This window comes from Celeribacter baekdonensis, from assembly GCF_003047105.1.
GTDB classification, from domain to species: domain Bacteria; phylum Pseudomonadota; class Alphaproteobacteria; order Rhodobacterales; family Rhodobacteraceae; genus Celeribacter; species Celeribacter baekdonensis_B.
In genome coordinates this window covers 1,851,886-1,865,768 of the sequence record NZ_CP028475.1, presented here as the reverse complement: position 1 = coordinate 1,865,768, position 13,883 = coordinate 1,851,886, and the positions used below count along the sequence as shown (strand labels likewise).

Here is a 13,883-nt window from a genome sequence, read left to right as displayed (position 1 = left end):
GATGGATCAGCCTGACCCAACCCTGCGCGCTGGGCGCCGACCAGAGGATGCCGACCGCGCCCTGCGCCCGCAGGTGTTGAGCGAATTCATCGGCCAACACGAGGCCCGTGCCAACTTGGCCGTGTTCATCGAGAGCGCCCGGATGCGCGAAGAGGCGATGGATCATGTGTTGTTTCACGGTCCGCCGGGATTGGGCAAAACCACGCTGGCGCAAATCATGGCGCGCGAATTGGGCGTGAATTTCAAAATGACCTCCGGGCCGGTTTTGGCACGCGCGGGCGATTTGGCGGCGATCCTGACCAATCTGGACGCGCGCGACGTGTTGTTTATCGACGAAATTCACCGGATGAACCCGGTGGTCGAGGAAATTCTCTATCCGGCGATGGAGGATTTCGAACTTGATCTGGTGATTGGCGAAGGCCCCGCTGCGCGCACGGTGCGCATTGAATTGCAGCCCTTCACGCTGGTCGGCGCGACCACCCGGCTTGGGCTTTTGACCACGCCGTTGCGCGACCGTTTTGGCATCCCGACCCGACTGCAATTTTACACCACACAGGAGTTGCATGAAATTGTCACCCGTGGCGCGCGTCTGTTGGATATTCCAACCGAGGATGCCGGTGCGCTTGAGATCGCCAAACGCGCCCGTGGCACGCCACGCATCGCCGGTCGGTTGCTCCGTCGGGTGGTGGATTTTGCGGTGGTCGAAGGCGGTGGTCGGATTTCCAAAGAGCTGGCTGACAGGTCTCTGACCCGGCTGGGCGTGGACCTTTTGGGTCTTGATGGCGCGGATCGGCGGTATTTACGCCTGATCGCGGAGAATTACCAAGGCGGGCCAGTGGGTGTGGAAACCCTCGCCGCCGCCTTATCAGAGAGCCGTGATGCGATCGAGGATGTGATCGAACCCTATCTGTTGCAACAAGGTCTGATCCAACGCACTCCGCGCGGCCGGATGTTGACGCAAAAATCATGGCACCATCTGGGGATGCAGGCCCCAAAAGGCCCGGATCAGTCGGAACTGTTTGGCGGGTGAGGCCTGGGGGCTTGACCTCATGCTCCGTTCAACGCGTAACTATGACAATCATTTTTGCGGGTATCGGCTATGTTGCGTTTTTTGAGTGCTGTTTGTCTTTGTTTTTTGCCTCTGAGCCTTTGGGCACAGGATTCTGTGCAAACCCGTGCAGGGCTTGCGCGGGAGGTTGGGACCTATCCAGACAACGCGGCTTATATCGGTGACACGCGGCTGTCTTTGCCCGAGGGTGTACGGTACATCAGCTTTCCTTATCAGATCGGTGATCTCTTGCTGATTTCTTATTCTTTTGGCGGCAATGGCTGTCCGGCGCAATTCGTCTGGGCGCATTCCGTTCCAGGTGCTGTTCGTTTGAGCGAGAGGTTTGGCACATGTTCTGACTCGTTTGATGTCACCTATGATAGTGAAACCGTGTCGGTCAGTATGCCGTCGATGCGAACGGGCGCGAACCATAGCGTCACATTTGTCTACGACGGGCGCGGCATTCGTGAGGTGCCAGGAGAGCGCAAACAGGTTGGGGTTGCGACTGTGTCGGGTTGGGAAGGACACCATGTCTCAGAGCCAATAGGGGATGCGGACTGGGAGGCCTATTTTTTGTCGTTCATGTCCGCGGCAGACTTGGCAGATGCCCGTAGAATTCTTCAGGTTGGCATAAAGATGTCGTGGGACCGAGGGTGGCTTACCGCGTCGGGATGCCAGCCCCACAATTGTACCGACACATTTGGTGCCATTGCAATGAACGGTGATGGATCTGCCGTGATCGTGGCGCTGTGGGAGGCTGAGACAGGTGTGCGACTTTGGGGAAATCCGAAGGGCATTCCCTTGCCGACGACCGTAGGCGAGGTCTTTGCCAAGGCGAAATGAGGCTTACCCTAAGAGTTTGCCCATATGAGCCACAGCCAAGGCATAGCCATGGACCCCAAACCCGGCCATCACCGCATCCGCACGCATTGACACGTAGGACTTGTGGCGGAAGGTTTCGCGTTTGTGGACCTGAGAGATGTGGACCTCAATCACCGGGCCGTCGAACGTATTTAACGCGTCCAGAATGGCGACCGAGGTGTGGGTATAGGCGGCGGGGTTGATCACGATTCCGGCTGCTGTGTCACGCGCCTCATGGATCAGATCAATGATCTCACCCTCATGGTTTGACTGGGCAAACACGATGTCCAGCCCCTGCGTTGTGGCTTCGCGCATACAGAGCGCTTCGACATCGGCCAAAGTGTCTGCGCCATAAATCTCAGGTTGGCGTTTGCCCAAAAGATTGAGGTTCGGCCCGTTCAGGATATAGATTTTCTTGTTCATAGGGCCCTCACTGATGCCGAAATGCGGTGTTGGGTGTGAGTTATGCAGAGCCCCGGGCGCAGTGCAAGAGCTGAGGCGGTTTTGCCTCGTATCGTTTGGGTGAAATATGAGGATTGGACAAAGCCGCAAGGCATGTTACCGCATGCATAATCAGGGGAGCGAAATCAATGAGCAAACTGAACAAAGAGTGGCATGCAGACCACCCGATGGACAAAAATCCAACCACCGAAGAACGCCTGAGCTGGCATTTGGAGCATACTGCCCATTGCGGCTGTCGGCCCATTCCGGCCTCGCTTTTGAACATCATGGCACAGCGTGGTATTGCTGTGCCGAAATATGGCGAGACATCGCAAACAGCGGTGCAAACGGCGGAGTGAACATGAGCACGGACAGCACGGAACAGGCCACACCAGAACAGGTTGAGGCGTTTTTCACGCGCGCAAGCGGGGACTATGTGTTTGCCCGCTGGGGGCGGCCGATTTCGCCGGTGGTGTTTGGCGTCGAGGACGAAACCCTCACCGTGGTTAAAAGTGCGATCGAGGCCTGTGTCGCCATCGCGGGCCACCGGATCGAGGAAATGGACCCGGAGTTGGGGTCAAACCTGATGGTGTTTTTCCTGTCCGATTGGGCCGAGCTTTTGGATGTGCCGCATATGGGCGATCTGATCCCCGATTTGGCAGCGCGGGTTGAGACGCTTCAGGCCAAGAATGCCCATCAATATCGCGCCTTCCGGTTTGATGATGCGGGTGCGATCAAGGCATGCTTTACCTTTGTGCGCATGAGTGACGCGATGGCGGAGGTCCCCGCCGAAGTGATCGCATTGTCGCAGGCGGTTCAGGCGATGCTGCTCTGGTCTGATGCGGCGTTCACCCAAGACAGTCCCTTGGCGCTGTCACCCGCAGGTACGGTGATCCGCCCGGATGTGGCAAACCTGTTGCGCGCGGCTTACGATCCGATGTTGCCCTCTGCCGCACGCGAGGCGTCTCATGCGCTCAGGCTTTATGCGCGGGTGATGGCGGGATAATCTGACCTTTGGTCGTCCCTTTTATGGCGGGCTTGCACGCGATTATGGCGGGCTTGCACGCGATCTTTTGAGCCTTTAAATCAAGACGACATCAGAAAGGCCTGCACGATGACCCATATTTTCCCCGTCCATGTCTATTACGAGGACACCGATCTGGCGGGCATCGTTTATTACGCCAATTACCTCAAATATATCGAACGCGCGCGGACCGAATGGGTGCGCGATCTGGGCGTCGATCAGGTGGCGTTGAAAGCGGATGAGGGTTTGGTGTTTGCGGTGCGCCGGGTTGAGGCGGATTACCTGTCCCCGGCGAAATTCGATGATGAATTGACCGTTGAAACCCGGCTCAAAGCCCTCACCGGCGTGCGGATTGTGGTCGAACAGGTGGTCAAACGCGGGCAAGAGGTGCTGTTTGAGGCGGTTGTGACCATCGTCACTCTCTCATCCACCGGCCATCCGGCGCGTCTCCCGGCGGTTCTTCGCCGAAATCTTCACTAAATCTGCGAAAATTCACCGATTTTACCCCCTGTCTCACAGGTTAGTGTTGGCGTGTGCCCTGACGTTCAGGTAAATCTGGGGTTAAGATGAGAGCCGTGTAAAGACGGCCCACCCATAATGATCTGGCGACCAATCTGTCAGGCACTCAGGCAACGTTTTAAGCGGAACAAAAGAGCAGGTTCATGGACCAAAACACCCTTGCTATGGCGCAGGAGATAGATTTCTCCCTGCTGGCGCTTTTCATGCGCGCGACCTTCATTGTGAAAATCGTGATGATCCTTTTGATCGTGGCCTCGTTTTGGTCATGGTCGATCATCGTGCAAAAATTCATCGCCTTTCGCAAAGCGCGGGCCGAAGCCGAGGCGTTCGATCATTCGTTCTGGTCCGGTGAGCCTTTGGATGAACTTTATGACCAGCTTCAGGGCAATCCGATCTCTGCGCCCGAACGGGTGTTTGCCGCCGGGATGACCGAATGGCGGCGCTCGCACAAGGCGGATGGCGGGCTGATCGCAGGGGCACAATCGCGCATTGATCGTTCGATGGATGTGGCGATTTCCAAAGAGGCCGAAAACATGAACTCGGGGCTGTCGTTTTTGGCCACCGTCGGTTCGACTGGACCATTTATCGGTCTGTTCGGCACCGTTTGGGGCATCAAAACCGCGTTTGAAGACATCGCCATGGCGCAATCGACCAATTTGGCCGTTGTGGCACCGGGGATTGCCGAAGCCTTGCTCGCCACTGCTTTAGGCCTGTTGGCCGCTATTCCCGCGGTGATTTTCTACAACAAGCTCAACGCCGACAGCGACCGCATTTTGGGCGGATACGAGGCCTTTGCCGACGAATTCGCCACCATCCTCTCGCGCGAATTGGACAGCTGAGATGGGCGCAGGTGTGGTTCAAAAACAGGGCAAGGGAGGCCGTCGTGGCCGCCGTCGCCCGGCAGCGATGAGCGAGATCAACGTCACGCCCTTCGTTGACGTCATGCTGGTGTTGTTGATCATCTTTATGGTCGCGGCGCCGATGATGACCGTGGGTGTGCCGATTGAATTGCCAGAAACCGCTGCCACGGCGTTGCCGCAAGAGGAAGAAGAACCGTTGAGCATCACACTGACCGCCGATGGTCGGGTGTTGTTGATGTCCAACGAGGAAAATGAGGCCGATCTGGTGACAAAATTGCGGGCCATTGCCGCAGAGCGTCAGGATGACAAGGTGTTCCTACGCGCTGACGGGTCTGTGACCTATGAACGCGTGGCGCAGATCATGGGCGCGCTCAATGCCGCAGGCTTTCGCAAGATCGGTTTGGTGACGGAGCAAGGCGGTCCGCGTCTTGATGGGTCCGGAAACTAAAGGGCGCATGGCGTGAACACAGGCCAATATATCTCCGGCGCGGGCCATTTGGGCCTCATCGCCTATATGATTTTCGGTGGGATGTTTCTCTCGCCGAAGAAGACGGAGTCTGTTGATGTTCAGGAAGTTGCACTGATTTCTGAGGCGGAATTTGCCGCGCTGAGCACCACAAGCACCGCGCCCGACACCTTTGCCGAGGCCGAGACATTGAAGGCGCCAGTGGCCGAAACAGCGCCCGCACCGACCCCGATTGAGGACAGCACGCCAGAGGTTCAGCCCTCGGAGGCACCCCCTCCAGACGTGCCAGAACCACGCCCGGAGGTGAGCGAGAGCTTGCCTGCGCCGGTTGAGGTCGATCCAACCCCGCCCAGCCCACAGGTCGAGCCGGAACTTTCACAGGAAGATCCGGGGGCGGGCTTGCCTGATATTCCAGATCGCAAACCGACACCACGCCCGGTGCCGCGTATTTCCGATCAGGTCGTGTCCACGCCTGAGCCGCAACCGGAGATTTCGGATGCGCCGGTGGAGGCCACCTCTGACACGGCGGACACTGAGAAAGTCGTGGAACAGACCCAAGAACAAGCCGCGCCGCAAGAGACGACGACAGAGATTGTGACCGAGGCCGAAAAGCCATCCGGCATGTCGACCTCGCCGCGGCCAAAATCGCGCCCGGCCAATTTGGCGGCCCAAGCTGCGGCGGCACAAAAACCGGCGGAGGCCCCGAAGCCTGAGACGCCCAAACCCGCAACGCCGAAACCTGAGACACCGAAACCCGACCCGGCGGATGCTGTGGCCAATGCGGCCGCAGAGGCCGCCGCAGCTTTGGCGGCCGAGGCTGCCGAGACACCTGCCGCGCCGAAACGTCCGGTGGGCCCGCCTTTGACCGGGGGCGAGCGCGAAGGCATGCGCGTGGCAGTGTCGCAATGTTGGAACGTCGGCGCGATGTCGACCGAAGCCATGCGCACCAAGATCACCGTGGGGGTTGCGATGAACGAAGATGGCACACCGCAAGCTGGCTCCATCAGCCTTTTGGGCTTTGAGGGCGGCACCGAAACCGGCGCTCAAAGCGCCTTTGAAGTGGCGCGCCGCGCGATTATCCGCTGTGGCGCGCGTGGTTTTCCATTGCCGGTCGACAAGTATGACCATTGGCGCAATATCGAAATGACGTTCGATCCCGAACAGATGAGGTTTAAATGATACGCCCGCTTCCCTTTCGCCTGACGACACTGGCCGGCTCTCTTGCCTGCGCTCTGGCGCTGTCTTTCGGCACGGCCTCGCCCCTCTTGGCGCAGGACCCCGGGCCGCTGCAACTCGACATCACGCGCGGGGTGATCGAACCCTTGCCGTTGGCGATCCCCGATTTTATCGCCGAGACGCCACAGGCCGCAGAATATGCACAGCAGATTTCCGACGTGATTGCCGCCGATTTGGTGGGCACCGGGTTGTTCCGTGAAATCCCGCCGTCGGCGCATATCTCCAAGGTCACCAACTTTGCCTCCCCGGTGCAATATGCCGATTGGAAAGCGATCAATGCACAGGGGCTTGTCACCGGGGCCGTGGGCACGGACGCGGCGGGCAATCTTGTGGTGAAATTCCGGGTGTTTGACATTTACGCCGAAGCGCCTCTGGGCGGCGGTTTACAACTTGGCGGCTCCACCGCAAGCTGGCGACGGATTGCCCATAAGGTTTCCGATGTGGTCTATTCCCGGATCACCGGTGAGGGCGGATATTTCGACAGCCGCGTGGTGTTTGTCTCTGAAACCGGGCCAAAGAATGACCGCAAAAAACGCCTTGCGGTGATGGATTACGATGGCGCGGGTCTGCAATATCTGACCGATGACAGTTATATTGTCTTTGCGCCGCGCTTTTCTCCGACGGGAGATCGGGTGCTGTATACCTCTTATGAAACAGGTCGGCCGCAAATCACGATGCTCGATGTTGGCACGGTGACGCGCACACGTCTGCCTGTGCCTGCCGAAGCCGTGACCTTTGCGCCGCGATTTGCCCCCGATGGTCGTTCGATCGTCTATTCGATGTCCACGGGCACCAACACAGATCTCTACCGCATGGACATTGCCAGCGGGCAATCGACCCGGTTGACCAACACGCCTGCGATTGAAACCGCGCCGTCGTTTTCGCCGGACGGCTCGCAGATCGTGTTTGAATCGGATCGCTCCGGCACGCAGCAGCTTTACATCATGCCCGCAGGCGGTGGTGAGGCGCGGCGGATTTCCAATGGCAAAGGCCGCTATGGCACGCCGATCTGGTCACCGCGTGGCGATTTGATTGCCTTCACCAAGCAAAACGAAGGTCGGTTCCACATCGGCGTGATGCGCACGGATGGGTCGGAAGAGCGGCTTTTGACCGCGTCCTTCTTGGACGAGGGGCCGAGCTGGGCGCCGAATGGCCGGGTGATCATGTTCACCCGCGAAAGCCAGGGCGCGGGCGGGGCAAGCGCGCTCTATTCGGTCGATATTTCAGGCCGCAACCTGAAACGCGTGCCGACCAATGCCGGGGCGTCTGACCCCGCGTGGTCGCCGCTTTTGAAATAAAACCCGGACCTCTCCCCAAGTCCGGGTGAGAGTGCTATAGTCAAAGAAACACCAGTTTGAGCTTCCTCAAAGGATGATCCCAATGTCCACCATGTCGACGACACAGACCTCTAAATTCATGACCCGTTCCGTGCCCCGCGCCCTGTTTTTGGTCGCGGCTCTGGGCCTCACGGCCTGTACCAACCCCGGCCGTTTTGGCGCGGGTGGGGCCGGTGGCGCTGGTGGCAATGGCTATGGTGCGGACGGCACGATCGCCGGGTCTGCCTCTGATCCGAAATCGGTTGCCTATTTCAACCAAACCGTGGGCGATCGGATTTTGTTCGCCATCGACCAATCGACCCTTTCGCCTGAGGCGCGGACGATTTTGGCCGGGCAAGCGACATGGCTTTTGGACAACCAAGGCTATAGCGCGATCATCGAAGGCCACGCCGACGAGCAGGGCACACGCGACTATAACTTCGCGCTCTCTGCCCGCCGTGCCGCCTCGGTTCAGGAATATTTGATCAGCCAGGGCATCAACCCATCGCGTCTCAAGACCATTCCCTATGGCAAAGAACGCCCGCTTGCGATTTGTTCGGATGAAAGCTGCTACTCGCAAAACCGTCGTGCTGTGACCGTTTTGGCAGCAGGCGCTGGCGTCAGCTGAGCGAAGACATAAAGAGAGGGTGAGAGCGATGAAACGCGTGATCTTTGGGGCGGCACTTGCCCTTTCTATGCTGAGCGGGGCGGGCTTTGCCCAAGACGCTCAAACCTTGGCCGACATTCGCCAGGAAGCGGCCGTGCTGTCGGTGGAAATCGCCAAGCTCAAACGCGAATTGTCCACCACAGGCGCGCCCAACACGCAGTTTGCGGGCGCGTCCACGTTGGAACGTGTGGACCTGATGGAGGCGGCTTTGGCGACGTTGACGGCCAAGGTCGAGGGCTTGGAGTTCCGGGTCAATCAGGTGGTGAAAGATGGCACCAACCAGTTGGACGATCTGAACTTTCGGCTTTGTGAATTGGAAAGTGGCTGTGACGTTGGATCGTTGCCGCCGCTGACGCCACTTGGCGGCGCCACAGGCGCAAGCGATGTGATTGTCACCGGACCGGGGTCCGAACCCGCGATGGACGGGGGCGGTGATTTGGCCATGGCCGAGCAATCCGATTATGACGCAGCTATGGCGCTTTACACCAACGGTCAATATGGCGAAGCCGCCACGGCCTTTGCCAGTTTTGCCCAAAGCTACACCGGCGGATATCTGACCGGAGAGGCGCATTTTATGCGCGGAGAATCCTATGCGGCCTTGGGCCAAACCGCGGATGCGGCCCGCGCCTATCTCGATAGTTTTTCTGGCAGCCCCGAAGGTGACCGTGCCCCAGAGGCGCTTTTGCGTTTGGCCGGGTCTTTGGGCAAGCTCGGTCAGGTCGATAAGGGCTGTGTGATGTACCGTGAGGTGCAATCGCGTTTTCCGGGCTCGGATGCCGCAAGTGCAGCGGTGAGCGAGGCTCAGACGCTTGGCTGCCAATAGGCGCCAGTCCAATGGGACGCCCCAGCCATGAGTGAGGTCACCCCAAAGCAGGCGATGCTCAAGCATTTCGTGGCCACCGCCTTTGCCTATGACAAGCCCGATCAGCTTGCCGTGGCGGTCTCTGGTGGCGGCGACAGTATGGCTTTGCTGCATCTGATGGCGGAATGGGCTGAGGAAGAGAAAATCCGCCTCTGGGCCGTGACCGTCAATCACGGGTTGCGGCCCGAGGCGGCGCAAGAAGCGCGGTTTGTCTCTGAGGTGGCGCAACAGCTTCAGGTCAAACACACCACGCTCACGTGGTCCGGCTGGAGTGGGCAGGGCAACCTGCAAGACGCCGCGCGCCGTGCGCGATACCGTTTGATGGCCGATTGGGCCAAGGCCCAAGGCATCAACACCATCGCTTTGGCGCACACCGCCGATGATCAGGCCGAGACGTTTTTCATGCGTCTTGCGCGCGCCTCAGGCATTGACGGCTTGACGGGGATGCAGAGGCGGCGGGTGTCCGACGGGATCACATGGGTGCGGCCTTTGTTGATGCAGGAGCGGTTTGAACTGCGGCAATATCTGCGCGATCTGCGTCAGCCGTGGATTGATGATCCAAGCAATGACAACGAAGCGTTTGATCGGATTAAGGCGCGCCGCGCCATGGAAGAACTCAGCACTTTGGGCATCGACATTCACGTCGTAGGCCGGGTGATGGACCATTTGGGACAAGTGCGATCGGCGCTTGATTTCGCGACGCATGACCATGCGCTCGACTGTGTCAGCGAGGATCGGGGCGATTTGATCCTCAATCGACGCAGGTTTGCCGAGGGGGCGCCGGAAATAAACCGGCGTCTTGTTGCCCATGCCCTGCGGTGGATTGCCTCGGCTGACTACGGTCCAAGGGGGATGAAACTGCAAGAATTCCTGTCTGCGATGATGCGGGGGCGCGATGCGACCCTACATGGCGTGCGGCTTTTGGGGGCAAAGAGAGCTTTCGATTGACCCGAGAACATGCCGCCGTCGCTCAGGCCGTGGCGATTCCTGGCGCGGTTTGGGATGGGCGATGGATCATCGAAGGCATTGATGACAAAGGACTAATCGTTCGGGCCTTGGGTCAAGACGGCTTGCTGCAACTGGGGGAGTTGCCCGATGGTGCGCCGCCGCGAGAAACACTTTCGGCCTCGCCTGCGGTGTTTGATGGCAATACGTTGATCTCAGCCCCGCTTGTGCAGTACGGACCCGCCACCTTGCGGTTGGCCCAACCAAAAGGCGACTTTTTTACAACGCTTTTATCGCATTGAACTTAGCCGCCCGATGCCTATTTTAGAGGAAAGGCTTTCGCGCAAGCGGGGGCGTCCAAAATTTCGAGGAGATCCCCCTTGGGTAACGCACGCAATCTTGCCTTCTGGCTCGTGCTTCTGATGCTCGTCCTGGCCCTGTTTCAGGTGCTGGGCGGCAATCAATCGTCGATGTCATCTGACGTTGTGTCCTATTCCGAGTTCATGGGGCGGGTCGATGACGGCTCTGTCACCGCCGTCGATATTGACGGTGAGCGGGTCTATTTCACCGCCGAAGACAACCGCCGCAAATATGCGATCAACCCGGGTGACAACACCTTGGTCAAAGAATTGGTCGACAAAGGCGTGACGGTGAAAGGCGAACCGCAAGAAGAAAGCGGCTTGATGCCGATCCTGATTTCCTTCCTGCCGTTCATCTTGATCATTGGCGTTTGGATTTTCTTCATGAACCGGATGCAGGGCGGCGGCAAAGGCGGTGCGATGGGCTTTGGCAAATCGAAAGCCAAACTTTTGACCGAAAAGCATGGCCGCGTGACCTTTGATGATGTCGCGGGCATTGATGAGGCGAAAGAAGAACTCGAAGAGATCGTCGAATTCCTGCGCAACCCGCAAAAATTCTCCGCCCTTGGCGGTAAAATCCCGAAAGGCGCTTTGCTTGTTGGTCCTCCGGGCACGGGTAAAACTCTTTTGGCACGTGCCATTGCTGGTGAAGCTGGCGTGCCGTTCTTTACCATTTCGGGCTCTGACTTTGTTGAGATGTTCGTCGGCGTTGGTGCAAGCCGGGTGCGCGACATGTTTGAACAGGGTAAAAAGAACGCGCCCTGTATCGTGTTTATCGACGAGATCGACGCCGTCGGTCGCTCGCGTGGCGCAGGCTACGGTGGCGGCAATGACGAGCGCGAACAGACGCTGAACCAGTTGCTTGTGGAAATGGACGGGTTTGAGGCCAACGAAGGCATCATCATCGTCGCCGCAACCAACCGTCCTGACGTGTTGGACCCGGCCCTGTTGCGTCCCGGTCGTTTTGACCGTCAGGTGCAAGTGCCGAACCCCGACATCAAAGGCCGTGAAAAAATCCTCGCCGTTCATGCGCGCAAAGTGCCGCTGGGCCCCAATGTCGACCTGCGCATCATCGCGCGCGGCACGCCGGGTTTCTCGGGGGCCGATCTGGCCAACCTCGTCAATGAGGCGGCATTGACCGCCGCACGTATCGGTCGCCGTCAGGTGATGATGGAGGATTTCGAGAACGCCAAGGACAAGGTCATGATGGGGGCGGAACGCCGCTCTATGGTGATGACCGAGGACGAGAAAAAACTAACCGCTTACCACGAAGCGGGCCACGCCATTGTCGGTCTCAACGTGCCGCAACACGATCCGATCCACAAAGCGACGATCATTCCGCGCGGTCGGGCTTTGGGTTTGGTTCTCTCGTTGCCAGAGCGCGATCAGCTTTCGGTGAGCTTCACCAAATACACCTCCAAAATCGCCATGGCGATGGGCGGACGCGTGGCGGAAGAGCTGATCTTTGGCAAAGAAAACGTCACCTCAGGCGCGTCGTCTGACATTCAACAGGCCTCGCGGATTGCCCGCGCCATGGTCACGCAATTCGGTTTCTCCGAAGAGTTGGGCTACGTCGATTACGCCAACGAGCAAGACAGCTACCTTGGCAATTATGGCGGCGGCACCAATCACTCGGGCGCGACGCAAAAGCTGATCGACGATAAGGTCAAAGAGATTGTTGACACCGGCTATGCCACGGCAAAACGTATCCTGACCGAGAAAGCGCAAGAGCTTGAAAATCTCGCGCAGGGGCTTTTGGAATACGAGACTCTCACAGGTGTTGAAATCCAAAAAGTGATCGCAGGCGAGCCGCTCAATCGCGGCGACGATGACGACAGCTCCACCGGGCTTGGTAATACGCCCTCTGTGATGGCGATTCCGAAGACCAAGAAAAAGCCAAAGGACGACAGCGGGATGGAACCTGAGCCCTCCGCATAAACCTTACAGTCCAAAGAAACCGCGCCCCGCAAAGGCGCGGTTTTTCTTTGCGGCTCCAACTGGCGCACGGGGCTTTCGTTGCGGGAACCCACATGCTAAATGGCGCGTGAAAGGACCCTCATGACTCTCAAACCTCCCCAAGACATCGCGACCATGGCCGAGTTGCGCCAGCAGATTGACCAGATTGACCGCGAATTGATTGCGCTTTTGGCGACGCGTCAGGCCCATGTGGACCGTGCCGCCGAATTGAAACCCGGCGAGGGGATGGTTGCGCGGATTGAAGCGCGGGTGTCTGAGGTCTTGGACCGGGTGGCTCAGAGCGCGCAGGAGGCGGGGTTTGAGCCCGATCTGGCGCGGGGCATGTGGTCCCAGATGATCGAAGCCATGATCGCACGCGAAGAGCGGGTGATCGGAACCGGAGAAGAGTAAATGAGCGCAACCTTGATCGACGGCAAAGCTTTCGCGGGTACAGTGCGAGGCAAAGTCGCAACCCATGTGGCCCGCCTCAAAGAGGCGATGGGGGTGACCCCGGGGTTGGCCGTTGTGCTGGTCGGCGATGATCCGGCCTCCGAGGTCTATGTGCGCTCCAAGGGCAAAATGACCGTCGAAGTGGGCATGAACTCCTATGAACATAAACTCCCCGCCGAGACCTCAGAAGCCGATCTGTTGGCGCTGATTGAGGCGCTCAATGCGGATAGGGATGTGCATGGCATTCTTGTGCAATTGCCGCTGCCGGGCCATCTCAACGAGGCCTTGGTGATCAATGCGATTGATCCCGCCAAGGATGTCGATGGCTTTCATATTTCCAACGTTGGCCTGTTGGGCACGGGCCAAAAGGCCATGGTGCCTTGTACGCCCTTGGGGTGTTTGATGATGCTGCGTGATCATCATGGGTCACTGTCCGGGCTGAATGCGGTGGTCATCGGTCGTTCGAATATTGTCGGTAAACCGATGGCACAGCTGTTGCTTGGCGATAGCTGCACCGTCACCATCGCTCACTCGCGGACCAAAGATCTGCCCGAGGTCGTGCGCCGCGCTGACATCGTGGTGGCCGCTGTGGGGCGGGCAAATTTTGTCCAAGGCGATTGGATCAAACCGGGTGCCACTGTGATTGATGTGGGCATCAACCGCATTCCGGCACCGGAAAAAGGCGAGGGCAAATCGCGCCTTGTCGGTGACGTCGATTTCGCCTCGGCCTCAGCGGTCGCTGGCGCGATCACCCCGGTTCCGGGGGGGTCGGCCCGATGACCATCGCGTGCCTTTTGGCCAACACATTGACCGCCTGTTGCCGCAGTCATGGCTTTTCCGAACCCGAAGGCCTTACGGCATAAGCAGACGTTT

General features: G+C 58.7%; 16 protein-coding genes and 1 pseudogene. 16 read left to right on the top strand and 1 reads right to left on the bottom strand.

Annotated features, from left to right (window positions below):
* The first annotated feature begins 1 nt into the window (after position 1).
* Entirely contained in the window at positions 2-1,030 is a 1,029-nt protein-coding gene (gene ruvB, locus DA792_RS12695) for a Holliday junction branch migration DNA helicase RuvB (RefSeq protein ID WP_107720256.1), read from the top strand.
* A 135-nt stretch (positions 1,031-1,165) separates the two neighbouring features.
* A complete protein-coding gene (locus DA792_RS12690) occupies positions 1,166-1,891 on the top strand; it encodes a hypothetical protein (RefSeq protein WP_159075263.1) in 726 nt (241 codons plus the stop codon).
* Positions 1,892-1,894: 3 nt separating this feature from the next.
* Here DA792_RS12690 and aroQ read toward each other — a convergent pair whose 3' ends face one another.
* Entirely contained in the window at positions 1,895-2,332 is a 438-nt protein-coding gene (gene aroQ / locus DA792_RS12685) for a type II 3-dehydroquinate dehydratase (RefSeq protein WP_107720254.1), read from the bottom strand.
* Between the two features lie 167 nt (positions 2,333-2,499).
* Here aroQ and DA792_RS12680 point away from each other — a divergent pair, with 167 nt between their 5' ends.
* From DA792_RS12680 to folD, 14 genes and pseudogenes are all read left to right on the top strand, one after another.
* On the top strand, positions 2,500-2,709 hold the full coding sequence (locus DA792_RS12680; RefSeq protein ID WP_107720253.1) for a hypothetical protein: 210 nt from the start codon (positions 2,500-2,502) through the stop codon (positions 2,707-2,709).
* Between the two features lie 2 nt (positions 2,710-2,711).
* Positions 2,712-3,356, top strand: coding sequence for a hypothetical protein (locus DA792_RS12675; RefSeq protein WP_107720252.1), 645 nt, complete (start codon positions 2,712-2,714; stop codon positions 3,354-3,356).
* Positions 3,357-3,464: 108 nt separating this feature from the next.
* Positions 3,465-3,854 carry a tol-pal system-associated acyl-CoA thioesterase gene (gene ybgC / locus DA792_RS12670; RefSeq protein ID WP_107720251.1) on the top strand — a complete coding sequence of 130 codons (390 nt, stop codon included), beginning with the start codon at positions 3,465-3,467 and terminating at the stop codon, positions 3,852-3,854.
* A gap of 182 nt (positions 3,855-4,036) precedes the next feature.
* Complete coding sequence (gene tolQ, locus DA792_RS12665; protein ID WP_107720250.1) at positions 4,037-4,732, top strand: protein TolQ; 696 nt, start codon at positions 4,037-4,039, stop codon at positions 4,730-4,732.
* A gap of 1 nt (position 4,733) precedes the next feature.
* On the top strand, positions 4,734-5,201 hold the full coding sequence (gene tolR / locus DA792_RS12660) for a protein TolR (protein ID WP_107720249.1): 468 nt from the start codon (positions 4,734-4,736) through the stop codon (positions 5,199-5,201).
* A 12-nt stretch (positions 5,202-5,213) separates the two neighbouring features.
* Positions 5,214-6,398: an energy transducer TonB gene (locus DA792_RS12655; RefSeq protein ID WP_107720248.1), complete on the top strand. Its 1,185-nt coding sequence runs from the start codon at positions 5,214-5,216 to the stop codon at positions 6,396-6,398.
* Positions 6,395-7,753 (top strand): Tol-Pal system beta propeller repeat protein TolB, encoded by a 1,359-nt coding sequence (tolB, locus tag DA792_RS12650; RefSeq protein WP_107720247.1) that lies wholly within the window; start codon positions 6,395-6,397, stop codon positions 7,751-7,753. The genes DA792_RS12655 and tolB overlap by 4 nt, the downstream gene beginning before the upstream one ends.
* 82 nt (positions 7,754-7,835) lie before the next feature.
* Positions 7,836-8,399: a peptidoglycan-associated lipoprotein gene (locus DA792_RS12645; protein WP_439099362.1), complete on the top strand. Its 564-nt coding sequence runs from the start codon at positions 7,836-7,838 to the stop codon at positions 8,397-8,399.
* Positions 8,400-8,427: 28 nt separating this feature from the next.
* Entirely contained in the window at positions 8,428-9,261 is an 834-nt protein-coding gene (gene ybgF, locus DA792_RS12640; RefSeq protein ID WP_107720246.1) for a tol-pal system protein YbgF, read from the top strand.
* Positions 9,262-9,288: 27 nt separating this feature from the next.
* Positions 9,289-10,248, top strand: a complete 960-nt coding sequence (gene tilS, locus DA792_RS12635; protein ID WP_107720245.1) for a tRNA lysidine(34) synthetase TilS — start codon at positions 9,289-9,291, stop codon at positions 10,246-10,248.
* Complete coding sequence (locus tag DA792_RS12630) at positions 10,245-10,547, top strand: hypothetical protein (RefSeq protein WP_107720244.1); 303 nt, start codon at positions 10,245-10,247, stop codon at positions 10,545-10,547. Before tilS ends, DA792_RS12630 begins: the two co-directional genes overlap by 4 nt.
* Positions 10,548-10,625: 78 nt before the next feature.
* Positions 10,626-12,542, top strand: a complete 1,917-nt coding sequence (gene ftsH / locus DA792_RS12625; RefSeq protein WP_107720243.1) for an ATP-dependent zinc metalloprotease FtsH — start codon at positions 10,626-10,628, stop codon at positions 12,540-12,542.
* 120 nt (positions 12,543-12,662) lie between these two features.
* Positions 12,663-12,971 carry a chorismate mutase gene (locus DA792_RS12620; protein ID WP_107720242.1) on the top strand — a complete coding sequence of 103 codons (309 nt, stop codon included), beginning with the start codon at positions 12,663-12,665 and terminating at the stop codon, positions 12,969-12,971.
* Positions 12,972-13,873, top strand: a pseudogene (gene folD / locus DA792_RS12615) (bifunctional methylenetetrahydrofolate dehydrogenase/methenyltetrahydrofolate cyclohydrolase FolD).
* The last annotated feature ends 10 nt before the right edge of the window (positions 13,874-13,883 follow it).